This is a genomic window from Streptomyces sp. NPDC041108 (assembly GCF_055592645.1).
The window spans coordinates 300,656-323,152 of the sequence record NZ_JBVIYK010000009.1; the positions used below are offsets into that span (position 1 = coordinate 300,656).

The 22,497-nt window shown below is 69.3% G+C and carries 24 protein-coding genes, 3 pseudogenes and 1 riboswitch; of the genes and pseudogenes, 10 read left to right on the plus strand and 17 right to left on the minus strand.

All coding sequences use genetic code 11. From position 1 onward, the window contains the following. Nucleotides 1-32 precede the first annotated feature (32 nt). The 3 genes from murQ (at nucleotide 33) to ACZ6BB_RS26100 (ending at nucleotide 2,823) form a co-directional block, all read left to right on the plus strand. Nucleotides 33-1,025 carry an N-acetylmuramic acid 6-phosphate etherase gene (gene murQ, locus ACZ6BB_RS26090; protein ID WP_471617578.1) on the plus strand — a complete coding sequence of 331 codons (993 nt, stop codon included), beginning with the start codon at nucleotides 33-35 and terminating at the stop codon, nucleotides 1,023-1,025. A 133-nt stretch (nucleotides 1,026-1,158) separates the two neighbouring features. After that, complete coding sequence (locus ACZ6BB_RS26095; protein WP_471617579.1) at nucleotides 1,159-1,737, plus strand: hypothetical protein; 579 nt, start codon at nucleotides 1,159-1,161, stop codon at nucleotides 1,735-1,737. Nucleotides 1,738-1,980: 243 nt separating this feature from the next. Further along, nucleotides 1,981-2,823 (plus strand): hypothetical protein, encoded by an 843-nt coding sequence (locus ACZ6BB_RS26100; protein ID WP_471617580.1) that lies wholly within the window; start codon nucleotides 1,981-1,983, stop codon nucleotides 2,821-2,823. A 15-nt stretch (nucleotides 2,824-2,838) separates the two neighbouring features. On the opposite strand, the gene ACZ6BB_RS26105 is transcribed toward ACZ6BB_RS26100, so the two are convergent. The 4 genes from ACZ6BB_RS26105 to ACZ6BB_RS26120 all read right to left on the minus strand — a co-directional run bounded on the left by ACZ6BB_RS26105 (nucleotide 2,839) and on the right by ACZ6BB_RS26120 (nucleotide 4,459). Beyond that, on the minus strand, nucleotides 2,839-3,039 hold the full coding sequence (locus ACZ6BB_RS26105; RefSeq protein WP_471617581.1) for a type II toxin-antitoxin system VapB family antitoxin: 201 nt from the start codon (nucleotides 3,037-3,039) through the stop codon (nucleotides 2,839-2,841). Nucleotides 3,040-3,084: 45 nt separating this feature from the next. Further along, nucleotides 3,085-3,768 carry a SecDF P1 head subdomain-containing protein gene (locus ACZ6BB_RS26110; RefSeq protein WP_471617582.1) on the minus strand — a complete coding sequence of 228 codons (684 nt, stop codon included), beginning with the start codon at nucleotides 3,766-3,768 and terminating at the stop codon, nucleotides 3,085-3,087. A 251-nt stretch (nucleotides 3,769-4,019) separates the two neighbouring features. Next, on the minus strand, nucleotides 4,020-4,232 hold the full coding sequence (locus tag ACZ6BB_RS26115) for a hypothetical protein (protein ID WP_046918003.1): 213 nt from the start codon (nucleotides 4,230-4,232) through the stop codon (nucleotides 4,020-4,022). After that, a complete protein-coding gene (locus ACZ6BB_RS26120; RefSeq protein WP_471617583.1) occupies nucleotides 4,229-4,459 on the minus strand; it encodes a hypothetical protein in 231 nt (76 codons plus the stop codon). Before ACZ6BB_RS26120 ends, ACZ6BB_RS26115 begins: the two co-directional genes overlap by 4 nt. Nucleotides 4,460-4,573: 114 nt before the next feature. Here ACZ6BB_RS26120 and ACZ6BB_RS26125 point away from each other — a divergent pair, with 114 nt between their 5' ends. Together ACZ6BB_RS26125 and ACZ6BB_RS26130 are read left to right on the plus strand one after the other, a co-directional pair. Continuing rightward, on the plus strand, nucleotides 4,574-5,413 hold the full coding sequence (locus ACZ6BB_RS26125; RefSeq protein ID WP_471617584.1) for a helix-turn-helix domain-containing protein: 840 nt from the start codon (nucleotides 4,574-4,576) through the stop codon (nucleotides 5,411-5,413). Further along, on the plus strand, nucleotides 5,397-5,603 hold the full coding sequence (locus tag ACZ6BB_RS26130) for a DUF397 domain-containing protein (protein WP_471617585.1): 207 nt from the start codon (nucleotides 5,397-5,399) through the stop codon (nucleotides 5,601-5,603). The genes ACZ6BB_RS26125 and ACZ6BB_RS26130 overlap by 17 nt, the downstream gene beginning before the upstream one ends. Nucleotides 5,604-6,018: 415 nt before the next feature. On the opposite strand, the pseudogene pknB reads toward ACZ6BB_RS26130, so the two are convergent. The 4 genes and pseudogenes from pknB to ACZ6BB_RS26150 form a co-directional block, all read right to left on the minus strand. Continuing rightward, a pseudogene (gene pknB / locus ACZ6BB_RS26135) lies at nucleotides 6,019-6,955 on the minus strand (Stk1 family PASTA domain-containing Ser/Thr kinase); the annotation flags it as partial. Between the two features lie 42 nt (nucleotides 6,956-6,997). Continuing rightward, nucleotides 6,998-7,690, minus strand: a pseudogene (locus ACZ6BB_RS26140) (caspase family protein); the annotation flags it as partial. A gap of 9 nt (nucleotides 7,691-7,699) precedes the next feature. Further along, on the minus strand, nucleotides 7,700-8,146 hold the full coding sequence (locus ACZ6BB_RS26145; protein ID WP_471617586.1) for a hypothetical protein: 447 nt from the start codon (nucleotides 8,144-8,146) through the stop codon (nucleotides 7,700-7,702). 385 nt (nucleotides 8,147-8,531) lie between these two features. Next, nucleotides 8,532-9,146, minus strand: coding sequence for a TetR/AcrR family transcriptional regulator (locus tag ACZ6BB_RS26150; RefSeq protein WP_471617587.1), 615 nt, complete (start codon nucleotides 9,144-9,146; stop codon nucleotides 8,532-8,534). A 109-nt stretch (nucleotides 9,147-9,255) separates the two neighbouring features. Here ACZ6BB_RS26150 and ACZ6BB_RS26155 point away from each other — a divergent pair, with 109 nt between their 5' ends. The 3 genes and pseudogenes from ACZ6BB_RS26155 (at nucleotide 9,256) to ACZ6BB_RS26165 (ending at nucleotide 10,329) form a co-directional block, all read left to right on the plus strand. Beyond that, on the plus strand, nucleotides 9,256-9,516 hold the full coding sequence (locus ACZ6BB_RS26155; RefSeq protein ID WP_471617588.1) for a hypothetical protein: 261 nt from the start codon (nucleotides 9,256-9,258) through the stop codon (nucleotides 9,514-9,516). Between the two features lie 204 nt (nucleotides 9,517-9,720). Beyond that, a pseudogene (locus tag ACZ6BB_RS26160) lies at nucleotides 9,721-9,822 on the plus strand (transposase family protein); the annotation flags it as partial. 45 nt (nucleotides 9,823-9,867) lie between these two features. Next, on the plus strand, nucleotides 9,868-10,329 hold the full coding sequence (locus ACZ6BB_RS26165; RefSeq protein WP_471617589.1) for a transposase: 462 nt from the start codon (nucleotides 9,868-9,870) through the stop codon (nucleotides 10,327-10,329). A gap of 65 nt (nucleotides 10,330-10,394) precedes the next feature. Here the strand turns inward: ACZ6BB_RS26165 and ACZ6BB_RS26170 are convergent, their stop codons facing one another. The 8 genes from ACZ6BB_RS26170 to thrC form a co-directional block, all read right to left on the minus strand. Next, on the minus strand, nucleotides 10,395-11,042 hold the full coding sequence (locus ACZ6BB_RS26170) for a tetratricopeptide repeat protein (RefSeq protein WP_471617590.1): 648 nt from the start codon (nucleotides 11,040-11,042) through the stop codon (nucleotides 10,395-10,397). 208 nt (nucleotides 11,043-11,250) lie between these two features. Next, nucleotides 11,251-11,835, minus strand: coding sequence for a hypothetical protein (locus ACZ6BB_RS26175; protein WP_471617591.1), 585 nt, complete (start codon nucleotides 11,833-11,835; stop codon nucleotides 11,251-11,253). Between the two features lie 73 nt (nucleotides 11,836-11,908). Beyond that, nucleotides 11,909-12,793, minus strand: coding sequence for an LLM class flavin-dependent oxidoreductase (locus ACZ6BB_RS26180; protein ID WP_471617592.1), 885 nt, complete (start codon nucleotides 12,791-12,793; stop codon nucleotides 11,909-11,911). A 231-nt stretch (nucleotides 12,794-13,024) separates the two neighbouring features. Continuing rightward, nucleotides 13,025-14,146, minus strand: coding sequence for an NADH:flavin oxidoreductase (locus ACZ6BB_RS26185; RefSeq protein ID WP_471617593.1), 1,122 nt, complete (start codon nucleotides 14,144-14,146; stop codon nucleotides 13,025-13,027). Between the two features lie 214 nt (nucleotides 14,147-14,360). Next, complete coding sequence (gene groL, locus ACZ6BB_RS26190; RefSeq protein WP_471617594.1) at nucleotides 14,361-15,983, minus strand: chaperonin GroEL; 1,623 nt, start codon at nucleotides 15,981-15,983, stop codon at nucleotides 14,361-14,363. Between the two features lie 428 nt (nucleotides 15,984-16,411). Next, on the minus strand, nucleotides 16,412-16,618 hold the full coding sequence (locus ACZ6BB_RS26195; RefSeq protein ID WP_005486335.1) for a cold-shock protein: 207 nt from the start codon (nucleotides 16,616-16,618) through the stop codon (nucleotides 16,412-16,414). A gap of 462 nt (nucleotides 16,619-17,080) precedes the next feature. After that, a complete protein-coding gene (locus ACZ6BB_RS26200; protein WP_471617595.1) occupies nucleotides 17,081-17,356 on the minus strand; it encodes a MoaD/ThiS family protein in 276 nt (91 codons plus the stop codon). A 102-nt stretch (nucleotides 17,357-17,458) separates the two neighbouring features. Further along, the gene (thrC, locus tag ACZ6BB_RS26205) at nucleotides 17,459-18,745 is read right to left on the minus strand and encodes a threonine synthase (RefSeq protein ID WP_471617596.1); all 1,287 of its coding nucleotides are present in this window, start codon (nucleotides 18,743-18,745) and stop codon (nucleotides 17,459-17,461) included. Nucleotides 18,746-18,762: 17 nt separating this feature from the next. After that, a riboswitch (SAM riboswitch) is annotated at nucleotides 18,763-18,909 on the minus strand. 131 nt (nucleotides 18,910-19,040) lie between these two features. Here thrC and ACZ6BB_RS26210 point away from each other — a divergent pair. After that, on the plus strand, nucleotides 19,041-19,985 hold the full coding sequence (locus ACZ6BB_RS26210; RefSeq protein ID WP_471617597.1) for a glucosyl-3-phosphoglycerate synthase: 945 nt from the start codon (nucleotides 19,041-19,043) through the stop codon (nucleotides 19,983-19,985). A 199-nt stretch (nucleotides 19,986-20,184) separates the two neighbouring features. After that, nucleotides 20,185-21,597, plus strand: a complete 1,413-nt coding sequence (locus ACZ6BB_RS26215) for an alpha,alpha-trehalose-phosphate synthase (UDP-forming) (protein ID WP_471617598.1) — start codon at nucleotides 20,185-20,187, stop codon at nucleotides 21,595-21,597. A gap of 30 nt (nucleotides 21,598-21,627) precedes the next feature. Here the strand turns inward: ACZ6BB_RS26215 and otsB are convergent, their stop codons facing one another. Continuing rightward, the gene (otsB, locus tag ACZ6BB_RS26220) at nucleotides 21,628-22,488 is read right to left on the minus strand and encodes a trehalose-phosphatase (RefSeq protein ID WP_471617599.1); all 861 of its coding nucleotides are present in this window, start codon (nucleotides 22,486-22,488) and stop codon (nucleotides 21,628-21,630) included. Nucleotides 22,489-22,497: the final 9 nt, after the last annotated feature.

A 22,497-nucleotide genomic window follows, 5' to 3' on the forward strand; every position in this document is an offset into this window, starting at 1 on the left:
ACCACCGCACCGCCCGTACGGAATGAGCCGCCATGCCCCCCACCCCTCCTCCCGCCTCCTCCGACACCACGGCCGACACCACCGCCGAGGCCCTCGCCAACCACCTCGCCGTACGCGCCGAGTTGGAGTCGCTGACGACCGAGGCGTTCCGGCCGGAGCTGGCCGACATCGATCAGCTGCCGACGCTCGACATCGCGAAGCTGATGAACGCCGAGGACGCGACCGTGCCGACGGCGGTCGCCGCACAGCTGCCGCTGATCGCGGCGGCCATCGACGCGATCGCGGAGCGGATGGCTCGGGGCGGCCGGCTCGTCTACGCGGGAGCGGGTACGGCCGGGCGGCTGGGTGTCCTCGACGCGTCCGAGTGCCCGCCGACGTTCAACACCGCGCCCTCGCGCGTCGTGGGCCTGATCGCGGGCGGCCGGGAGGCCGTGGTCACCTCGATCGAGGGGGCGGAGGACTCGGCGGAGCTGGCCCGGACCGACCTCGACGCGCTCGGGCTGACGCCCGACGACACGGTGGTCGGTGTCTCCGCCTCCGGTCGCACGCCGTACGCGGTGGGCGCGGTGGAGCACGCGCGCGCGGCCGGCGCGCTCACGATCGGCCTGTCCTGCAACGCGGCCAGCGCACTCGCCGCGGCGGCCGACCACGGCATCGAGATCGTCGCCGGGCCCGAGCTGGTCACCGGCTCGACCCGCCTCAAGGCGGGCACGGCCCAGAAGCTGGTCCTCAACATGCTCTCGACGATCACCATGATCCGCCTCGGCAAGACCTACGGGAACCTCATGGTCGACGTCCGCGCCACCAACGACAAGCTCCGCGCCCGCTCGCACCGCATCGTCGCCCTCGCCACGGGCGCGACGGACGCCGAGATCGAGACGGCCCTGACCGCCACGAACGGCCAGGTGAAGCACGCCATCCTCACCATCCTGAGCGGCGTGGACGCGGCGACGGCGACCCGCCTGCTGACGGAGACCGGCGGACATCTGCGGGCGGCCCTGGCGGCGGCGATGACGACGGGCTGACCTGCGGACACGGATGGGGCACCCCCGGCGCGGCCGGGCCCCGGAGTCGCTGTCAGTGGTGTGTGGCACGGTGGTGGGGATCGCTGATGTCCCGCATGCCCCATGCCCACTCCCCCAGGGAAGGACCGAGCCCGTGAACCACGCCCAGCTCACCGCCCTCGGCCGCGCCCTGCGCCTCCTCGGCGAGCACGGCGACGCGCTGAACGCCGACACGCCGGACGCCCGGCTGCACGAGGTGAAGGAGGACATCAAGCGCGCCCTGGAGCTGCTGGACGAGACGGTCACGTCGGCCAAGCCGACGACACGCTGCGCCGAGCATCCGAACGGCCCGGTCGACGAGGAGGCCCCCGACCTCTGCCTCCTCTGCGAGACCCGCCGCCGCACCGCCCGCCGCACCCAGCTGAACGACAGCTACGGCCCTCCCCGTCCCACCGGCCCCACCGCCCAGGCGCCCTCGCGCTACGGCGTACGGGACGACCGCCCCGAGCCGCAGCAGCGCTGGCTCCCCGAGGCGTGGAACGGCCAGGTCTGGCAGCTCTGCGGCACCCCCCGCCGCGACCGCCGCGAGGCCGAGCTGTTTCTCGCCGCGCAGCGCCGCGGCCCCCGTCCGGCGATCGCGTACCGCCTGGTCCAGGAGTTCACGGACTACGACGTGACCCGTATCTGGGGCGAGCCGGTCCGGATGGACATCGAGCCGATGGGGAACGTCTGAGCGGGTGCCCCGCAGGACGACCAGCCGTGGGGGCGCCGGACCGGGCGCTCCACGCGACGAGCGGGAGCGTGCTGATCACCAGCCGCTGCCCGGCATCCGCTGATCGGACCAACGCCCGCTCCGACACCGGGCCGCCTCCCCTCAGGTCTGGCAGAGTCGACGGGGGTTCAGGGACCGTGGTCGACGGCGCCCGACCTCAGTGACCTGGGGAGATGCCATGGGCGCAGCGGCAGACGGTCCTCGATGAGACAGCCCGGACAGCGCGCCGAGGGCGCCGGACCGTTCACGACACGGCTCACCTGGCAGCCGCCCGGCGGCGGTACCGCGGTCTGGGAGTCGCGGCTCGCCCGGCGCCGGGGACTCATCACCGTCCACCCGACCGGAGCTGCCGCCGCCCAGCACGCCCGCGCCGACGACACCGCCGTCGCCCGGCTGCGCAGGCTCAACGCGATCGCCGCCACCGTCTTCGTCCTCGGCGGAGCGCTGTTCGCCGCGGGTGCCGCCGTCGCCCAGTTCGGCTCGGGCGACGCCACCACCGCCGCGTCGATCTACTTCGGCGGCGGCCTGTGCTTCAACATCGGCGGTTATGTGTCCCTGCTCCAGGTGATCAACGCGCCTCGCCATGTGCCAGGGGGCGAAGGCGTCCTGGTCACCCGGCGCTGGCGATGGTGGAGCTACGAGCCAGCTCGGGCCGACTGGCTGAGCACGTTCATCCTGTTCGCCGGCACCCTGGTCTTCGGCGTCAACCTGCTCGACTCCTTCCTGCAGGGTCTGACCGCGCAACAGGTCAACCGTCTGATCTGGACGCCCGACATGATCGGCTGCGTGCTCTTCCTGGTCTCCGGACACCTCGCCCTCGTGGAGATCTGTCACGGCCGACCGCGCCTGCTGCCGCGCGACCTGGGCTGGTGGATCGTCGCCGTGAACCAGCTCGGCTCCGTCCTCTTCATGGTCTCGGCGTTCGCCGCCTACACCCGCCCGGCCACCGGCAGCCTGATCAACGCCGACATCGCCAACTGGGGCACCCTCACCGGCGCCCTCTGCTTCTCCGTCGGCGGCATCCTCCAGCACTTCGAACGACCGTAGGCGCGGGCACCGAGGTCAGCCCTGAGGCTCCTGCGGTTTGACGTCGACGTCGCGCAGGCCCTGCTCCTTGAGCCCGGTGAGGGCCTCGGTGCGGTGCCCCCGGGCGATGTAGTCACGCACGACCGCCTCGACGGCGTCCTGAGGCGATCCGACCCCCGCCAGGACCATCACCTCCACCACCAGTTCGGCGTCGAGACTGATGTTGACCTTGGCCACGAGCTGCCCCCTTCGTCGGCCTCGGAGAGTAGCAGCCGCTCGGCACTAGCCGACCCCGGCCGGCAGCGTCGTCACGGAGGACACCCTCAGGCGTACGGGGAGGGCTCCCGTGTCCAGGTTGGCCGCCAGTTCCTCCGCCTCCTGCGGGGTGAAGTTCCCGGAGATCTCGGCTGTGCCGCCGGTGATCGCGGTGCTCACGGCGGGGGCGGAGACGACCTCACCGTCGAGGACGATGGCGAACTGGTTCTGCGGCGACGTCTGCTGGGCCAGCCGGCCCGTGACGTCGGCGAACTTCTTCGCGCCCGCCGCGGTGAACTCCAGCGTCACGAACCAGCCGCCCCCACGTGCCGCGTCGACGTCCGCCGCCGCGTCGGACACATCCGTGCCGGGCACGGCGACCGGGCCGAGTTCGTACGTGGAGAGCATGTCCTGCTGCTCCCCGCACGCGGTCAGCGGCTGCGACGGGGACGCCTCCACGTCCGCCCGGCACGTACCCTTGTCCTCCGTCGGCAGCTGGCTCAGCACCGGCCGGAACGCCAGCTCGGCCGGCGCCCCCAGCGCCTTCAGCGACCCCTGGCTCTCGGCCGGCCCGGCCACCGTGATCTGCCGCTTCTCCTCGACCGTCACCTCGACATCCGTCAGCTTGGCGGCCTTCACCCGGTCCCGCATCAGCCCGGCCGCCCGTTCCAGCGTCTCCGGGCCGACCGGCTCGGCGGACGTGAACGTCACGTACGCCCGGCCCCCGCCCGCGGAACCCGAGGGGGAAGCCGGGGCCGCGGTGCGCGGCCGGTCCGACCCCGCCTTCGCGTCACCCCCCGGGCCACCGCCCGAGCCGCCGCACCCGCACACCAACCCGGCCAGACACACCAGCCCGAGCATCCCTCGCCGCACAGTCGTCCCCCGCCCTCGTTCCATGACCGTCCAGCCTGGCACGCCCGCTCCGCAAAAGGGGCAGCTTCCCTCCAAGTGTCACCAAGCGCTCAACACGGCAGCCGCCCCTCCTCGTTGACCTGCCGCACCCGGGCCCGCAGCACCTCCCCCGGGGCCGCCTCGCGGAGCGTGTCCGGCGGGCAGTCCCACTCCCGTCCGCCCCCGACCGGCCGCAACTGCACGTAGCCGCCCTCCCGGCCCATCACCTCGCCGAGCCGGCCGTCCCGTACGTCCACGGCGTACGACCGCGCCGACGCCGTCACGTCTCCGCCGCGTCGCGCAGAACGGCGGCCAGGTCGGCGGCGACCTGCAGATTGCAGCAGCCCAACTCGACGAGCGGATAGGGCAGTTCGCTGGCGCCGGTGATGGGGTCGACCCGCAGCGACGGCAGGACGATCCCGACGCCGCGCAACGCCTGGTCGAGCTGCACCACGGCCTCCTCGGTCGTCCGCACCGGGCTGCGCCTCTTCGCTGCCGCTCTGTTCTTCACGTCCACGCCCTCCACGCTGGGTTGCCGATTCACGACACAGCGTGTCCGAAAGGGCTCTAGCCTGGCCAGATACGACGCCCCAACAGGGATTCTGCTGGACAGGGAGCTGTGGCCATGCCCGGACCGAAGGATCTGGACCCGTCGTCATCACCCCGGGCGCTGCTGGGGGCGGAGTTGCGGCACGCCCGGGAGAAGGCCGGACTCAGCCAGGAGGAGCTGGGCCAACAGCTCTTCCTGAGCGGCACGTTCGTGGGTCAGTTGGAAGCGGCGACGCGGCGCCTGAAACCGGAGATCGCCCGCCTCATCGATGTCGCCCTCGACACGGGCGACTTCTTCAGCCGGAATTGCATGGCGGTGGCCAAGTCCCAGTACACGGAGCACTTCACGGAGGCAGTCGAGGCAGAGGCGGCAGCTACGGAGATCCGGCAGTACGAGCCCCTGCTGATCCCCGGCCTCCTACAGACACCCGCGTACGCACGGGCCGTCTTCCGCGCGTATCGGCCCACGGCGTCGGACGAGGTGATCGAAGAGAAAGTGGCCCATCGGATGGAGCGGGCCCACATCCTCGAACGTGAAACAAACCCGTTGTTTTGGACCGTGCTGGACGAGGCGGTCGTGCGTCGCGTGACAGGCGGGCGAGCGGTGATGGCGGAGGCACTGCGCCACATCACCGACCTTGCCGGCCGGAACCGGATCATCGTGCAGGTACTGCCGTTCGACGCGGGAGCCCACGCGTCGATGGAAGGCTCCATCAAGCTGATGGACTTCGCGGACGCCCCCACGCTCCTCTACTTCGAGGGGGTCGGCTCCGGACGACTGGAGGACGACCCGGCCACGGTCCGGTTCCAGCGACGCACCCACGAGTTCCTCACCGCCGTCTCGCTCTCGCCGGAGAGGTCCCTAGCCATGCTCGAAGCGATGGCTCAGGATTACGCACATGAGGAACATCCCTGAGCAGGCCCTGAGCACGGCTACGTGGCACAAGTCGAGCTACAGCGAAGGCAGCGGCGGCAACTGCCTCGAAGTCGCCGAAGGCCACCCCACCCACATCCCCGTGCGGGACTCGAAGACCCCCCTCGGCCCGGCGCTCGTGTTCCGGGCCGAGGTGTGGTCCGCGTTCGTCGAAGACCTGAAGCGGCGCTAAGTGAGCGGCTACTCGTGAAGGGGGCGGAACTGACGGGCACTCGGACGAGACCCTCCCTACGGAACTCTGTCCGGGGGGACGGCCGACGCTGCAGTGTCCCGCCCGTGGAAAGCGTCGGCAAGACGGGACCAGAAGGAGTCGCCCGACGGTGCTGTCCAAGTCGCAGACTCATCGGCGCGCTGGATCCCGGAAGTGTCCGCAAGGAGACCTCGGAGCCCCTCCTGATGGACAAGCAGGGCAGAGCCGCGCCACTCCAGAGCCAAGTACCACTGACCTGGTTCCAATCTGCCTATCCTCCCCTTGTTCGTCTCGGACAGGAGAGGGCGGGGTTCGGGCACGGCGAACCAGAAGGGTGAGAACGGCACTTCTGCGGTGGCAACCGGGGACGGGCCTTCGGGGGAGGGCTCGGAATAGGCTCGCAGGCCCGTGTTCGTCTGGTCATGGGGGTAGCCGTCATCGCCCAACGAGTCCAACTGCGTCATGGCCGCGACCGGCTGGCCGTCGAGGCATGCCTCGATGTCCATGCGCATCTCGTCGGCAGACTGGTAGCGGCGGTTCGGGTTCTTGGCCAGTGCCTTCAAGACTATGGCGTCCATCTCCGGCGTGATCTCCGGGTCGAAGACGCTCGGCGGCTGGGGCTCCTCCCGCACGTGCTGATAGGCGACCGCCACGGGGGAGTCACCGATGAACGGCGGGCGGACCGTCAGCAGCTCATAGAGCAGACAGCCCGTCGAGTACAGGTCGGAACGGGCGTCCACCTGCTCGCCCTTGGCCTGCTCCGGGGAGAGGTACTGGGCGGTGCCGATGACCGCGGACGTCTGCGTCATCGTCATACCGGAGTCGCCTACGGCGCGGGCGATGCCGAAGTCCATCACTTTGACACGGTTGTTGCGCGTCAGCATGACGTTGGCCGGCTTGATGTCGCGGTGGATGATGCCTGCCTGGTGCGAGTGGTGCAGGGCCTGGAGGATGCCGATGGTCATCTCCAGCGCTCGCTCCGGCAGCAGCCTTTGACCACGTTGGAGGAGCTCAGAGAGCGTCCACCCGTCGAGGTATTCCATGATGATGTACGGGATTCGGACCCCGTCGATGTAGTCCTCGCCCGTGTCGTAGACCGTAACGATCGCGGGATCGTTGAGCGACGCGGTCGACTGGGCCTCCCGGCGGAACCTGGCCTCGAAAGCTGGGTCGCGTGCGAGGTCCGCTCGCAGCTTTTTCACCACTACGGTGCGGCCGAGACGGGTGTCACGCGCAACGTAGACCTCCGTCATGCCACCATGGCCGAGCAGCCGGCCCAGCTCGAACCGGTCGCCGAGAGAAGTCGGCTCTTGCCTTTCCGTACTGGCGTTCAGGTTTGTGTAGGCGACTACGATCTGGCGCTCAACCTCAGCCGACATCTGCGGGCGCTGATTGAGCTGATCGGCGAGGATCTGTTCGTAGACGTAGTCGTACAGCTCCTGCACGCTCACCTGGCCGTCCCGGTTGCTGTCCGCCGCACCCGACCGAAGCCCCTCGATGATCGCGCCCGTGAAGCGCGAGGGCTGAGGTTCCAGCTCGTTGAGGTGCTTACCCTCCCAGGCATACTCGGTGCGGGTGGTTGCTGTAATGACTGCCCGCCCGTGCCCGGCCAGTTCCTCGTTGACATGCACTGCCGTGTCCCCTTTGGCGCCTGAAAGGAAGGCACCGCTGTAGCAGCAGTCGAGGAGTATCACGATCGACTTGGCACGGCAGTCGCGCATGTGCGTCCGCAGGAAATCGGAGGAGACGGCCGTAGAAGAGGGCAGCTTCCGCACGGTATCCCGGGCGGCGAAATACAGTTCCCCCCTGTCGTTCTTGAGGCCGTGGCACGAAATATGGAGCAAGAGGACGTCTCTTCTGTTGCGGTCGAGGAAGAATTCCTCGATGGCGCGGGTCACCTCGGAGTGTCGACCATCGATGACCGTGCCGACCTCGAAGCGGCCGATTCCCGGGTCCCGAAGGACCGCAGCCAGGTCCTCGACGTCACGCGCAGGCGAGCGGAGGTGTTGAAGGTCGTCGCTGTCGTAACGGCCCGTGGCAATGAGCAAGGCAAACCGACTCTGCGACATTACGGCACCTCAGGCTCCCCGGCTCCTACGGGTACCAGAATCCGACGAGGCACCGGAACCCACCGCGGGCGCCAGTGTTGGCCCATGGGCAGCGGCGAAGGCATCGATCATCTGCCGTTGGTCCGCCGACGAGATGGCTTGCAGCTCAAGGCTGTCCCCGCCGATCGAAATGCTGACCGTACGAACCGGGCGATGTTCGATCCATTTCTCCAACAAGCTCAAGACGGCCCGCAGGGCAAAGGGTGCCGCGGTCACAATAAGGCTACCGAGAGCAAACACCTCACCAGGCTTGGCACCCACTGGAGCCGAACCCGAGCGGGCCAATTCGACACGATCGACTTCCAACTCGAGAATCTGCTCACGCAACTGAAGGGTGAGCGCATCCAGTTCTTCTTGGTCGCCGTCCGTGTCGCCTGCCAGAACGAGCTGCATCTGACCTGTCGCGTCGCTGCTCACGATTACCCCCTAGCTCCGTCGTAGCGCTCAACAATATTTTAGTGACTTACTCCTGCATATGCCAACAAGCAACCATATGGCTGCTCTCTGTTTCTACTTTTAATCCAGGGCATCTGTTGAGCGAGCATCTATTGCTGACCGGGTACCGCGAGCGGCATGCCGTCGGGTGCGGGATCAATCGCCTTGGCAGTCACCGCGCCGTGGCCACGCGATACGACAAGCCGCCGTCCACTACGAGGCGAAAGTGCTGGTCGCAGCCCTCAACGAACGACTGTGACCAGCCCTTTCCCCTCAGGTCCTCAGGGCCGTCCCGCAACTGCTGACCAGCCCCGAGCAGGCTGTGGCGTCAGAGGCGTGCGGTGCCGACACATTGTGGCTGGGCGCGTCATTCGTGGCTGGATGCTCTTTGCAGCAGGTGGTCGATGTGGCGTTGGAGGATGGCCAGCGCCATCTCCGGAGAGTGGTGGCCTGCCAGGACGTGGACCGTGAGGCCATCAGCCACAGCAAGGAGGGTGTGGGCCTCGCGGGTGGGGTCGAGGTGCTGTGGGATTTCCCGGGTGTCCTGGCCATAGCGGATGAGCCACGCGACGAGGTCATGGAGCTTGGCATAGGTGTCGTGCAGGACGGCGGCCAGTTTTTCGTTGGCCGGTGCGCGGGTGACGAAGGCCAGCCAGACGTGCGCCTGCGTCTTCGATTCCTCATCCAGCAAGGCGAGTTCGGCCAGGGTGTGTGACAGCAGAGTGGATGCGGCCTGAGGAGCGGAGGCTGTGTCGATGCGCTGGTTGGCGCGTTCGCTGACGTGTTGGGAGACGTGCTCCAGCGCGAAGAGCAGCATGTCCTCCTTGGTGCTGAAACACCGCTGGACGGCGCCCATGGACACGTCCGCCTGAGCGGCGACGTCGCGGAGGCTGACGGCTTCCATGCCGGAACGCGCGATCAGAGTGCAGACTGCCTCGGCGATCCGTCGGCGTCGGTCCTCGCAGTCGACCTGCCTAGGCACGCTCGGCTCCTCCCGCTTTCTGATGCACTTGCATCATATCCTGCCGCACTGCACGATGTGATGCGACCGCATCGAAAACGATGTGCGCACACTGGGGAGGACGCCCGTCATGGGGAAGCAGCTCAAGAAGTCGGACAACAGCTCAGGCCCGGGGCTGCTCTGGCTGTTCGGTGCCATCCTGGCCATCCAGGGGTTCGGTTCCGCCATCACAGAGGCCGGGTGGGAGACAAGCTTCGGTGTCGCCGGCCTTCTGCGGGCAGCCCACGTGCCTGAGTGGGGATCCCTCCTGGTCGGCTTTGCAGGTGCCGCCCTACTGGTGACAGCCGCGCGCCGTCATCATGCGAGGAGGCAGGCGCACCGACGTCCGTGAGCGGGTCAGAGGTCAACCGCCGCTGCGTGGGAAGCTCTTGGCGTGACTGGTGTGATCACGGCGTCGGAGCCTTCCTGGACAGCCCCGTTCACCGGGCTGAGCCCACGGCGTTCCGGAAGCTGGTGACAGGGCTGCGCCGCGAGGGCGCTGACGCGGTACGGCGCGGCCGGCCCTGGAGCCTGCCACTGGAGGACAGGGCCCCTGCTGGTCGCCGCCTACTGGTGCACCAACCCGACCCTGCGACAGCTCGCCCCGCTGTTCGGCGTCTCGAAGTCCGCCGCCGACCGGATCATCAACGACCTCGGCCCGCGCCTGGCGCTGCAGCAGCGCCGCCGCTACCGCAAGGACACCGTGCTGATCGTGGACGGCACCCTGGTCCCCACCCGCGACCACAGCGTCGCCGAGCAGTCGAAGAACTACCGGTACTCCACCAACCATCAGGTCGTCATCGACGCGGACTCCTGCCTGGTCGTCGCGGTCGGTCGGCCCGTGACGGGCAACCGCAACGACTGCAAGGCATGGGAGGAGTCCGGCGCCAGACAGTGGCCGGGAAGACCACCACGATCGCCGACGGCCGCCACCGCGGCACCGGCCTGGTCATTCCCCGCCGTCGCACGCGCAAGGACGAGGAACTCGTCGCCCGGAAGGAGGAACACAACCGCTCACACAAAGCGCGTCCGCGCCCGCGTCGAGCATGTCTTCGCCCGCATGAAGACCTGGAAGATCCTCCGCGACTGCCGCTTGAAAGGTGACGGCGTTCCCTACGCCATGCTCGGCATCGCCCGCCTGCGCAACCTCACCCTCGCCGGATAACCCGGCAACCACCAGGCCACCTACAAAAGAAGCACCGTAATCCCAGCCCCGTTACGGGACAGCCCTCAGGAACGGATGAGCGTGCGGGCTTGTTCGATCCACCCCGAGACGGTCTTGGCGCCACAGCTCTCGGCGACCGACTGCGCTTCGTCGAGGTGGTGGGACGCCGCCGACGGGTCGCCGGTTTCGGCTGCGAGGTAGGCCAGTGCCACCAGGCCGGCCGCTTCCCCGGGCCTGAAGCCGATCTCCCGGCGCAGTGTCACCGATTCGGTCAACCGCTCGCGGGCCTGATCGAAGTGGCCTGCGTCCCTGTCGGCGAAGCCGAGATGGCGAATCGCGTAGGACATCGTCATCCGGTCGTCGACGGATTTCGCCAGCTCGTAGGACCGCTCGAAGTATGGCCTGCCGGTGGCGCCGTCTCCCTTGACCACCTGGTGCCAGCAGCCGACCCAGAACAACGCGTCCGCCTCACCCGACGCGTCCCCCAGACGCTCGTACAACTCGGCCGCGCGCTTGAACAGCGCCAGTTCCTGGCTGTTCTCCTGGCGGTCCTCGAGAAAGCGGACGTGCAATACCTTGCCCCGCGCCATGGAAAGCGGCGCCTCGACCGCGTCCAGCACGTCATCGGATCGGTCCAGCGCGGACGTGTCCCCGCCGAACATCGCCGCTTCGAACAGCTCTCCCGCACGTTCGATCCAGTCCTGCCCTTGCATACTCCGACCCCTCCCCGTTGGACGACGGCAGCGCCGAGGCTATCGCCGCACTCTCCGCTGAACACGGGAATTCTTGGAACGATGGCTCCCGAACACCCCGGCCGCCCGCGAATTGTGAGTGCCGACGCGCCGACGCCGGCCGTCCCCTTCTCACAGAAGACCTTGCCCGGGCAGCCGGGGCCAGGCGTCCGCGGCTTTCCGACCGGGCCTAGGCGAACGGGTTGCCATGACCCGGCAGCCGGCCGCCCGGCGGCAGGTATCGCAGCCGTCCGGCCCGGTCGGTCACCGGTGTGAACCCGGCGGCCTCGAGCCGGGCGGTGTACTTGGCATTGCGACGACGGGTCGCGAGGAGCCCCACGTACATCAGACCCATGAGCGCGGCCCAGCTGCCGAGGCCGACGACGACACCGACGGCGCTGTCCTTGAACACGTATCCGATGCCGAAGGCCAGCCCGCTGAGACCGATGCCCGCGATGGCCGACCGCTCCTTGTCCGTGTGCTGATGTCCGAGGTCGAACAGCATGCGGGCCCTGAGCAGTTCGATCTCTTCGGGCACGACGGGCGGCAACGAACCCCCGTTCCGGGCGTCGGGACAGCGCGCCCGGTTCCGCTCGGCACGCTCCCGGCCCTCGGGGCTCGGGTCGGGCACGATGCTCAGCGCCATCTTGTTGTCGCTGGTGACGTTCAGGTCCATGTACTCGTACCCGAACTGCTCGGCGATGTGGGCGAGTCGAGTGAGCCCCTTCATCGTCGACATGGTGAAGACCAGCCGTACGGGATCGCCGCTCTCCATCCTCCGCAGCATCTTCCGCACACGTCTCGTACCCACCAGGACCCCCGTCCGTCGCCACCGTCGTCACCAACACCTACTGTTCGAACAGCATTTCACTCAGGCGGCCGACCTGATCGGGGTCGGGTGACCAGCAGTACAGGATCACCTCGTCCGCCCCGATCCCGGCGTACCCGGCGACCGCCGCCCGGACGGCCTCCGGTGTGGTCAGCAACCCCTCCGCCATGTACTCCGCGCGGCCGGTGAAGGCGTAGTAGCGGAGCAGGTTGGCGCGGGCGTCGGCGATCACGGACGGCGGCCCGACCGCGACGCTGACCTGGGCCACCAGCTTCGGGCGCCCGGAACGCCCGTGCTTCTCCCAGGCGGTCTCGACGTCACGGAACATGCGGTCCATGTACGCCGGAGGCAGCGCCGCGCCGAGGAAGCCGTCGCCCCAGCGCGCGACGCGTTCGAGCGCGGCGGGGGCGAAGCCGCCGAAGAGGACCTCGGGGCCGCCGGGAGTGACGGGCAGCGGGCCGACCGGCCCGACCCCCTCCGCGTACGGCTGCCCCGACCAGGCCCGACGCAGCTGCTCCAGCTGCTCGTCGAGGCGCCGCCCGCGCCGCCGGATGTCGATCCCGGCGACCCGGCAGTCGTCCTCACGTCCGCCCACGCCGATGCCGAGGGTGAAGCGCCCGCCAGAGATCCGGTCCAGCGTGGCCGTCTGCTTGGCGAGGATCGCGGTGTTGTGGTGCGGGGCGAGCAGGACCTCGCTCTGGACGCGGATCCGGTTCGTGGCCCCGGCGAGCGCGGCCAGCGTGATCAGCGGCTCGGGGTTGTCGTAGACCAGGCGGTCCAGCAGTCCGAGTGTGCGGAAGGGGCTGGTGTCGGCGATCCGGGCCCAGGTCAGCAGGCCGGCGGGGTCGTCGACGGGCAGACCGAGCCCGAGGGGGACGCGTGCGGGTACGGCTACGGAACTCATGGCGGGACACTCCTGTGCGCGGTAGAAGGGCAGGGCAAACTCACTGCCGCCCGCTTCTTGGCCGCGCACCTGCGTGGTGCGTGCTCGCCCGCTCCCGTTCTGCGGCGTCCTTCTGGAGAGCGTGATCACTGAAGTGCCCCCACGCTACTCAGCCGCCCCGCCCCCGGCGACCGAATTGACGCCCACCGGAACGCCCCCGAAGCTCAAGCCGTCAGCCCGCCCCCACGAAGCTCAGCTGAGCGAGGTCAGCGCCGCCGGCTGGAACGCCTTCAGCTCGTCGAAGCGGCCGTCGAGGACCTTCGCGGCCCACTGGGGGTCCTGGAGCAGCGCGCGACCCACGGCGACGAGGTCGAACTCCTCGGCCTCCAGGCTGTTCAGCAGGTCGTCGATGCCCTTCGACGGCGCGCCCTCACCGGCGAACGTGCTGAGGAACTCGCCGTCCAGGCCGACGGAGCCGACCGTGATGGCGGGCTTGCCGGTGAGCTTCTTCGTCCAGCCCGCGAGGTTCAGCGCGGAACCCTCGAACTCCGCCTCCCAGTAGCGGCGCGTGGACGCGTGGAACGCGTCGACGCCGGCCGCCACGAGCGGGCTCAGCAGCGCCTCCAGCTCCTCGGGCGTCCGGGCGAGGCGCGCGTCGTATCCGTCCTGCTTCCACTGCGAGTAGCGGAAGATGACGGGGAAGCCGGCCGACACGGAGTCCCGCACGGCCGCCACGACCTCCGCCGCGAACTTCGTCCGGGCGACGAGGTCACCGCCGTAGGCGTCCGTACGGCGGTTGGTGCGCTCCCAGAGGAACTGGTCGATCAGATAGCCGTGGGCGCCGTGCAGCTCGACGCCGTCCATGCCGATGCGCTCGGCCTCGGCGGCGGACTTGGCGAACGCCTCGATGACCTCGTCGATGTCGGCCTGCGTCATGGCCCGGCCGCCCTCGGCCTCGGTGCCGTCGACCCGCAGACCGGACGGGCCGAGGACCGGCGCGTCGGGGAAGAGCTGGCCCTGCCGCCGGACGGCCCCGATGTGCCACAGCTGCGGGACGATCGTGCCGCCCCCGGCGTGCACCGCCTCCGCGACCTTCGCCCACCCCGCGAGCTGCTCCTCACCGGCGAACCTCGGCACGTTGTCCTGGTCCCCGGCGGTCTCGTGCCCGATGTAGGTCCCCTCGGTCACGATCAGGCCGACCCCCGCGGCCGCCCGCCGCCCGTAGTACGCGGCCACGTCCGCCCCCGGCACACCGCCGGGCGAGAACGTGCGCGTCATGGGCGCCATGGCGATCCGGTTCGGAACGGTCAGACCGTTGATCGTGACGGGCCGGGACAGTACCTCGGCGGCACGGGAGGTGGAGGCGGTGGTCACGTGAGGGCTCCTCGGGACGAACGGATGGAACAACGGGTGGCCCGCATTACATGCGCATGCATATAGCGGCCCTTCGCACAACCTCCGCGCCGGCCCAGGCATTCCACCTCCGCGCCCGCCCCCGATGTGACCCCGGACACGCCCGAGGGCGGCACCCCCCGTTTCCAGGGAGTGCCGCCCTCGGTACTGAAGGACGGTGATCGACCGGGGTCGATCAGAAGTCCATGTCACCGCCCGGCATGCCGCCACCGGCGGGCGCGGCGGACTTCTCCGGCTTGTCGGCGATGACGGCCTCGGTGGTGAGGAAGAGCGCGGCGATGGAGGCCGCGTTCTGCAGCGCGGAGCGCGTGACCTTCGCCGGGTCGATGATGCCCTCGGCGATCATGTCGACGTACTCACCGGTCGCGGCGTTCAGGCCGTGACCGACGGGGAGGTTGCGCACCTTCTCGACGATGACACCGCCCTCAAGGCCGCCGTTGACGGCGATCTGCTTGAGCGGGGCCTCCAGGGCGAGCTTCACGGCGTTGGCGCCGGTCGCCTCGTCACCCGTCAGCTCCAGCTTCTCGAAGACCGAGGAGGCCTGCAGCAGGGCCACGCCACCACCGGCGACGATGCCCTCCTCGACGGCCGCCTTCGCGTTGCGAACGGCGTCCTCGATGCGGTGCTTGCGCTCCTTCAGCTCGACCTCGGTCGCGGCACCGGCCTTGATGACGGCCACGCCGCCCGCGAGCTTCGCCAGGCGCTCCTGGAGCTTCTCGCGGTCGTAGTCCGAGTCGCTGTTCTCGATCTCGGCGCGGATCTGGTTGACCCGGCCCTGGACCTGCTCGGAGGAGCCGGACCCGTCGACGATCGTGGTCTCGTCCTTGGTGATGACGACCTTGCGGGCACGGCCCAGCAGGTCGATGGAGGTGTTCTCCAGCTTGAGGCCGACCTCCTCGGAGATGACCTCGCCGCCGGTGAGGATGGCGATGTCGTTCAGCATCGCCTTGCGGCGGTCACCGAAGCCCGGGGCCTTGACGGCGACGGACTTGAAGGTGCCACGGATCTTGTTGACGACCAGGGTCGACAGGGCCTCGCCCTCGACGTCCTCGGCGATGATCAGCAGCGGCTTGCCCGACTGCATGACCTTCTCCAGGAGCGGGAGCAGGTCCTTGACGTTCGCGATCTTGGAGTTCGCGATCAGGATGTACGGGTCGTCGAGGACGGCCTCCATACGCTCCATGTCGGTGGCGAAGTACGCCGAGATGTAGCCCTTGTCGAAGCGCATACCCTCGGTGAGCTCCAGCTCCAGACCGAAGGTCTGGGACTCCTCGACGGTGATGACGCCTTCCTTGCCGACCTTGTCCATCGCCTCGGCGATGAGCTCGCCGATCTGGGTGTCGGCGGCGGAGATGGAGGCCGTGGAAGCGATCTGCTCCTTGGTCTCGACATCCTTCGCCTGCTCCAGCAGGGCGCCGGAGACGGCCTCGACGGCCTTCTCGATGCCGCGCTTGAGGGCCATCGGGTTGGCACCCGCGGCCACGTTGCGCAGGCCCTCGCGGACCAGCGCCTGGGCCAGGACGGTCGCGGTCGTCGTGCCGTCACCGGCTACGTCGTCCGTCTTCTTCGCGACTTCCTTGACCAGCTCGGCGCCGATCTTCTCGTACGGGTCCTCGAGCTCGATCTCCTTGGCGATGGACACACCATCGTTGGTGATCGTGGGGGCGCCCCACTTCTTCTCGAGGACGACGTTGCGGCCCTTGGGGCCGAGCGTCACCTTGACGGCGTCCGCGAGCTGGTTCATGCCGCGCTCGAGGCCGCGCCGTGCCTCCTCGTCGAACGCGATGATCTTGGCCATGTGAAGTGGTCCTCCCGGACAGGGGGTGGATTGCTCCGGACCGCGCTGGCGCCCGCGACGGACGGCCTGCCTGCCTCGTGGTTCCTTGCCCCACCCGGCTTGCGGGCCTCGCCGACCCGGTCCTCGTTGTCACTCTCACCTTCAGAGTGCTAACGCCAATGATTAGCACTCGGCATGGTCGAGTGCAAGCGCCTCTCGGTGATCCGCAGGTGAACGCGCCCCCCGCGCCCCTGCGCGCGACCCCCGACGCGCACCCCTCGGCGCGGCCTCACCCGGACTCGTCGGCGACCGGACCAGCCGACACCCGGCCTCGTCGGCGACGCACACAAGAGGACCCGCGCACACAAGAGGGCTCGCACCCCGAAACGGGGTGCGAGCCCTCCTACGAAGAACGAAGAACGTCGCTGCGTTGAAACCCGGCGCGTACTTCAGCCGGCCGCGAGCCGGACCATGTCCGCCTGCGGCCCCTTCTGACCCTGCGAGATCTCGAACTCGACCCGCTGGCCCTCTTCCAGGGTGCGGTAGCCGTCCATCTGAATCGCGCTGTAGTGGACGAATACATCCGCACCACCGTCGACCGCGATGAAGCCGTACCCCTTCTCCGCGTTGAACCACTTGACGGTGCCCTGAGCCATGCCTAACTCCCCTATTACTGGCCCTTGCACAGATCCACACTTCGCGGATCCGGGTCAGACCTCACCCCCCAACGGTTGGGGGTGTGCGCCGGAACGCGTCGACCGCGGCCGAATGTATCTGTCCAACTGCCCTCTGCAACAGGTCAATCGGACGAGAAATCTGGACACGACCGGTCGGGAATGTACGAACAATTCGCCCGAATTCAGGGCAAGTCGGGCCCCATAAAAGGAGCGAAACACGCAAATGCCCTGCACACTTTGGCTACTTCATATAGGGCGCGCGGCGGAATCACATATGCGTCCGGCATGGAATCACTACGGTGATCGGACCGGGTTCCCCAACTCTACAGTGCTCAACCATAGAGAATTGCCCCCTCCGCTTCTCTTACGGAGGGGGCAATTCGATGAACGCTCGGTAATCAAAGTTACCGACGGTTACTACCGACCGGTACGGACCGGGGGTCAGCCACCGGCGACGGCGGGAATGATCGACACGCCGGCGCCGTCCGGCGTCGCCGTCTCCAGCCCCTGCTCGAACCGGACATCGTCGTCGTTCACGTACACGTTCACGAACCGCCGCAGCTTGCCCTGATCGTCCAGAACCCGGGCGGCGATCCCGTTGTGGTTCTTCTCCAGGTCGGCGATGACCTCGGCGAGGGTGCCCCCCTCGGCACTGACCTCGGCCCGACCGCCGGTGTAGGTGCGGAGGATGGTCGGGATGCGAACGTTGACGGACATGGTGGGAAACCTCCGGGGAGTGCAGCGAACCTAAGGGGCGCGGGGAACTGCGCGACAAGCCCCCGCTTACCCGCAGCCGAACGACGTGCTGACGGGTCCTGCTTACGCGAGACCGGCCTCACGGAACGAATCGAGGCTGGGCCGGATGGTCGCGGTCAGGCCGGTCCCGGCCACCGCGTCCAGCGTCTTGAGGCCGTCACCGGTGTTGAGGACGACCGTGGTCAGCGTCGGGTCGAGAAGGCCGTCCTCGACGAGCTTCTTCGTGACGCCGACGGTCACCCCGCCGGCGGTCTCCGCGAAGATCCCCTCGGTCCGCGCGAGCAGCTTGATCGCCTCGACGACCTGCTCGTCCGTCACGTCCTCCACGGCCCCACCGGTCCGCCGCGCGATGTCGAGCACGTACGGCCCGTCCGCCGGGTTGCCGATCGCCAGCGACTTCGCGATGGTGTTCGGCTTCTGCGGCCGCACCACGTCGTGCCCGGCCTTGAAGGCCACCGACACCGGCGAGCAGCCCTCCGCCTGCGCACCGAAGATCTTGTACGGCTTGTCCTCGACGAGCCCGAGCTTGATCAGCTCCTGCAGACCCTTGTCGATCTTCGTGAGCTGCGACCCCGAGGCGATCGGCACGACCAGCTGGTCGGGGAGCTGCCAGCCGAGCTGCTCGCAGATCTCGTACGCCAGGGTCTTGGAGCCCTCCGCGTAGTACGGCCGCAGGTTGACGTTGACGAAGCCCCAGCCCTCGCCGGCCGGGTCGCCGATCAGCTCCGAGCAGAAGCGGTTCACGTCGTCGTAGTTGCCCTCGATGCCGACGAGCTCGCCGCCGTAGACCGCGGCCATGACGACCTTGCCCTGCTCCAGGTCGTGCGGGATGAACACGCAGGACCGGAAGCCGGCGCGGGCGGCGGCGGCGCCGACGGCGCCGGCCAGGTTGCCCGTGGAGGAGCAGGACAGGGTGGTGAAGCCGAAGGCGCGGGCCGCCTCCAGCGCCTGGGCGACGACGCGGTCCTTGAAGGAGTGCGTGGGGTTGCCGGAGTCGTCCTTGATGAAGAGCTTGCCGGTGTCGACGCCGAGCGCGGCGGCCAGGTTGTCGGCCTTCACGAGCTGGGTCCAGCCGGGGTTGATGTTCGGCTTGGTCGCCACGTCGGCCGGGACGGGCAGCAGGGGCGCGTACCGCCAGATGTTGGCGGGCCCGGACTCGATCGTCTTCCGCAACTGCTCCGTGTCGTACGCGGAGTAGTCGTAGGCGATCTCCAGCGGCCCGAAACACTCCTCGCAGGCGAAGACCGGCCCGAGGGGGACGCGGTGACCGCATTCGCGGCAGCTCAGTGCGGCGGCGGGGCCGAGGTCTACTGTGGATTCGGTGGTGCTTGCAACAGTCTGCGCAGCCATGGAGGCGAGGCCCTTTCTCCTCATCTTCCTCACGGCGCACTTCGCCGTGAGACGGATTTGGCACCTTCCCGAGCCGGGAGCCTCACCACGACGACGTGGTCAGACCGGCTGGAGGGTTGCCGGGGCTTCATCGGGCCGTATCCCTCTGCCCCTCTGGATGAGCGGTATTTGGTTGTATACGCGGACGAGCACCGACATGCGATGGTCACCAGCGTTGTCCAAGACTGTAACCGAAGGCCAGGACAGTTGAGAGAGCCGTCCGAACCGCGAGATGAACGCAGAGGAGCCGCGCACTGTGCTGAAGGAAGTCGAGCGCTGGCTGAGCACCCGCTCCTGGTCCATGACCGACCGCCCGCTCCACAAGATCATGGCCGCGAAACGGGCCACCGGCCAGTCGGTCAGCGTCGTCCTGCCCGCGCTGAACGAGGAGGAGACGGTCGGCGACATCGTCGCGATCATCCGTCATGACCTCATGCGGCAGGTCCCCCTCGTCGACGAGATCGTGGTCGTCGACTCCGGCTCGACCGACCGGACGTCCCAGGTCGCGGCGGCCGCCGGGGCGAGAGTCGTCCACCGCGACGACATCCTGCCCCGCATCCCGGCCGTGCCCGGCAAGGGCGAGGTCCTGTGGCGGTCCCTGATGGTGACGTCGGGCGACATCGTCTGCTTCATCGACGCGGACCTCAAGGAGTTCTCGTCCGACTTCGTCTCCGGGATCGTCGGCCCGCTGCTCACGGACCCTGGTGTCGACCTCGTCAAGGCGATGTACGACCGCCCCCTCGGGTCCGCCGCCGGCCAGGGCGGCCGTGTGACGGAACTCATGGCCCGCCCCCTGCTCAACATGCACTGGCCCCAGCTGGCCGGCTTCGTCCAGCCGCTCGGCGGCGAGTACGCGGCCCGGCGCTCGCTGCTCGAGCGGCTGCCCTTCCCGGTGGGCTACGGCGTCGAGCTGGGCATGCTGGTCGACGCGCTGCACCTGGTCGGCCTCGACGCGCTCTCCCAGGTCGACGTGGGCGTCCGCAAACACCGGCACCAGGACGGGGCGGCGCTGGGCCGCATGTCCGCGGCGATCTACCGCACGGCCCAGCTCCGGCTGGCCCGCGGGCATCTGATCCGGCCGGTCCTGACGCAGTTCGAGCGGGGGCGGGAGGGGTTCGAGCCACGGACGTACTCGGTGGACCTGGAGGAGCGGCCGCCGATGGTCGACATCACGGAGTACGCGCGGCGGAGAGCGGCGTGATTCAGGGCCGGTGATTGTCGTGCGGGTACGGGTGCGTCGGCGGGCGCAGCCCCGGCTTTTCAGGGGCGCGGGGAACTGCGCGAGAAGCCCCGCGCACCCGCACCCGCCGACGCACCCGCACCCCCCACCCCCACAGGCACTCCTGTATACGGCCGAACCGCACGTTTGACCGCCGAACCCCCGGGCTAGGTTGAGCCGTATGGCATCAACGCACGGCGCGGCCCACGTACTCGTCGCGTCCAACCGGGGACCCGTCACCTACACGCTGGACGAGGAGACCGACTCGCTCACCGCGAAGCGCGGCGGCGGCGGTCTCGTGTCGGGCCTCTCCGCGATCGACCCGTCCTCCGGCGCCGTCTGGGTGTGCTCCGCCCTGGGCGACGGCGACCGCGAGGCCGTACGACGCGGTGTCGCCGAACGGGGCGTGCGCATGCTCGACATCCCCGCCGACGTGCACCACGACGCGTACAACGGGGTGGCCAACTCCACGCTGTGGTTCGTGCACCACATGCTCTACCAGACCCCGCTGGAACCGGCCTTCGACGCGGAGTTCCGACGGCAGTGGGCGGCGTACGAGACGTACAACCGCGCCTTCGCCGAGGCGCTCGCCGACGAGGCGGCGGACGGCGCGGCCGTGCTGGTGCAGGACTACCACCTGGTCCTGGTCCCCCGGATGCTGCGCGAACTCCGCCCCGACCTGCGGATCGGCCACTTCTCGCACACCCCGTGGGCACCCGTCGACTACTTCCGGATGCTTCCCGACGACATCGCCGCGCAGGTGCTCGACGGCATCCTCGGCGCCGACCGGGCGGCGTTCCTCACCCGGCGGTGGGCGGACGCGTTCACCGCGTGCTGCCGGGCCGTCCTGGGCCCGGACAGCCTGTCCGGCACCCGGATCGGTGTGCACGGCCTGGGCGCCGACGCGGACTTCCTGCGCTCCCGCGCCCACCAGGCGGACGTCGACGACCGCATCGCCCTGCTGCGGGAGCAGATCGGTACGACCCCGGAGGGCACCCCGCGCCGCACGATCGTCCGCGTCGACCGCACCGAGCTGTCGAAGAACATCGTGCGCGGCCTGCACGCCTACCGGCAGCTCCTCGACGACCGGCCGACCTGGCGCGAACGCGTCGTGCACATCGCCTTCGCGTACCCGTCGCGGCAGGATCTCGCGGTGTACCGGGACTACATGGCCGAGGTCGAGCGGGTCGCGGACGACATCAACGAGCGGTACGGGACACCGGACTGGACCCCGGTCGTCCTCCACCTCAAGGACGACTTCGCCCGGTCCCTGGCGGCGTACCGCCTCGCGGACGTGGCCCTGGTGAACCCCATCCGCGACGGCATGAACCTCGTCGCCAAGGAGGTACCGGTCGTCTCCGACGAGGGGTGCGTGCTGGTGCTGTCCCGGGAGGCCGGGGCCTTCGAGGAGCTGGGCGACGACGCGGTGGTGGTGAACCCGTACGACGTGGTGGGTACGGCGGCCGCGCTGCACGAGGCGCTGAGCCTGCCGGCGGCCGAGCGGGCGGAGCGGGGGAAGCGGCTGGTCGCGGCGGCCACCGCGTTGCCCCCCACGCAGTGGTTCCTGGATCAGTTGAGGGCGTTGGAGGGCTGAGAACCCGGGCCCGCCCTCGTCACCCGTGCGTCACGCGTGCGCGGCGACGGCCGCCAGGAGGTCCACGACTCCCTGCGGGCCGTCCACCACCAGGTCCGCCCGCTCCGAGAGTTCGTTGACCTCGGTGCTGCCGCTGCAGACCAGGAGGCCGGGCGTGCCCTCGGTACGGAGTTTCTCGACGGCGGCGAAGGCGGGGAGGTCACCGAGGTCGTCACCGGCGTAGAGGACGGATGCGGCGGCGGTTTCCGCCAGGTACTCGCGCAGGGCGACGCCCTTGTCCATCCCCGGGGGCCGCAGTTCGAGGACCATGCGGCCGGGTTCGACGATGAGGCCGTGGCGGGCGGCGAGGTCGGCGAGCGGGGCGCGCAGCGCGTCGAAGGCGGCTTCGGGGTCGGTGGCGCGGCGGGTGTGCACGGCGACCGCCCGGCCCTTCTCCTCGATCCAGGTGCCCTGCCAGGCTCCGACACTGTCCAGGAGGCCGGGCAGCTCCGCGCGGACCGCCGCGACACCGGGGTGCGGGGCGGGGGCGCTGACCGTGCCGGTGACGGCGTCCCAGCGTTCGGCGCCGTAGTGGCCGAGGACGACGAGGCGTTCCAGGCCGGGGACACCGGCGAAGCCGCCGTGGCGGACGGCGACACCCGCCGGGCGGCCGGTCACCACGGCGACGGAGGCGACCTTCGGGGCCAGGGCGGCGAGGGCGGCGACCGCGTCGGGGTGGGCGCGGGCCTGTTCGGGGTCGGGGACGATCGGGGCGAGCGTGCCGTCGAAGTCGAGCGCGATCACCGTGCCGCTCGGGCGGTCGAGGATCGCGTCCAGCGCGTCCCGCCCGGCCTGGGTCACGGGTGTCGGCAAGGTGGCCTTGGGGTTCTCTGCGTCCTTGTGGCTGCCCATGCCGTCGAC

What these genes read in the sequence shown, in the direction of transcription:
- murQ (WP_471617578.1), top strand. Translation starts at nt 33, where the DNA reads ATGCCCCCCACCCCTCCTCCCGCCTCCTCCGACACCACGGCCGACACC.
- ACZ6BB_RS26100 (WP_471617580.1), top strand. Translation starts at nt 1,981, where the DNA reads ATGAGACAGCCCGGACAGCGCGCCGAGGGCGCCGGACCGTTCACGACA.
- ACZ6BB_RS26125 (WP_471617584.1), top strand. Translation starts at nt 4,574, where the DNA reads ATGCCCGGACCGAAGGATCTGGACCCGTCGTCATCACCCCGGGCGCTG.
- ACZ6BB_RS26130 (WP_471617585.1), top strand. Translation starts at nt 5,397, where the DNA reads ATGAGGAACATCCCTGAGCAGGCCCTGAGCACGGCTACGTGGCACAAG.
- ACZ6BB_RS26155 (WP_471617588.1), top strand. Translation starts at nt 9,256, where the DNA reads ATGGGGAAGCAGCTCAAGAAGTCGGACAACAGCTCAGGCCCGGGGCTG.
- ACZ6BB_RS26170 (WP_471617590.1), bottom strand. Translation starts at nt 11,042, where the DNA reads ATGCAAGGGCAGGACTGGATCGAACGTGCGGGAGAGCTGTTCGAAGCG.
- ACZ6BB_RS26175 (WP_471617591.1), bottom strand. Translation starts at nt 11,835, where the DNA reads ATGGAGAGCGGCGATCCCGTACGGCTGGTCTTCACCATGTCGACGATG.
- ACZ6BB_RS26180 (WP_471617592.1), bottom strand. Translation starts at nt 12,793, where the DNA reads ATGAGTTCCGTAGCCGTACCCGCACGCGTCCCCCTCGGGCTCGGTCTG.
- groL (WP_471617594.1), bottom strand. Translation starts at nt 15,983, where the DNA reads ATGGCCAAGATCATCGCGTTCGACGAGGAGGCACGGCGCGGCCTCGAG.
- ACZ6BB_RS26195 (WP_005486335.1), bottom strand. Translation starts at nt 16,618, where the DNA reads ATGGCTCAGGGCACCGTCAAGTGGTTCAACGCGGAGAAGGGGTACGGC.
- ACZ6BB_RS26200 (WP_471617595.1), bottom strand. Translation starts at nt 17,356, where the DNA reads ATGTCCGTCAACGTTCGCATCCCGACCATCCTCCGCACCTACACCGGC.
- thrC (WP_471617596.1), bottom strand. Translation starts at nt 18,745, where the DNA reads ATGGCTGCGCAGACTGTTGCAAGCACCACCGAATCCACAGTAGACCTC.
- ACZ6BB_RS26215 (WP_471617598.1), top strand. Translation starts at nt 20,185, where the DNA reads ATGGCATCAACGCACGGCGCGGCCCACGTACTCGTCGCGTCCAACCGG.
- otsB (WP_471617599.1), bottom strand. Translation starts at nt 22,488, where the DNA reads ATGGGCAGCCACAAGGACGCAGAGAACCCCAAGGCCACCTTGCCGACA.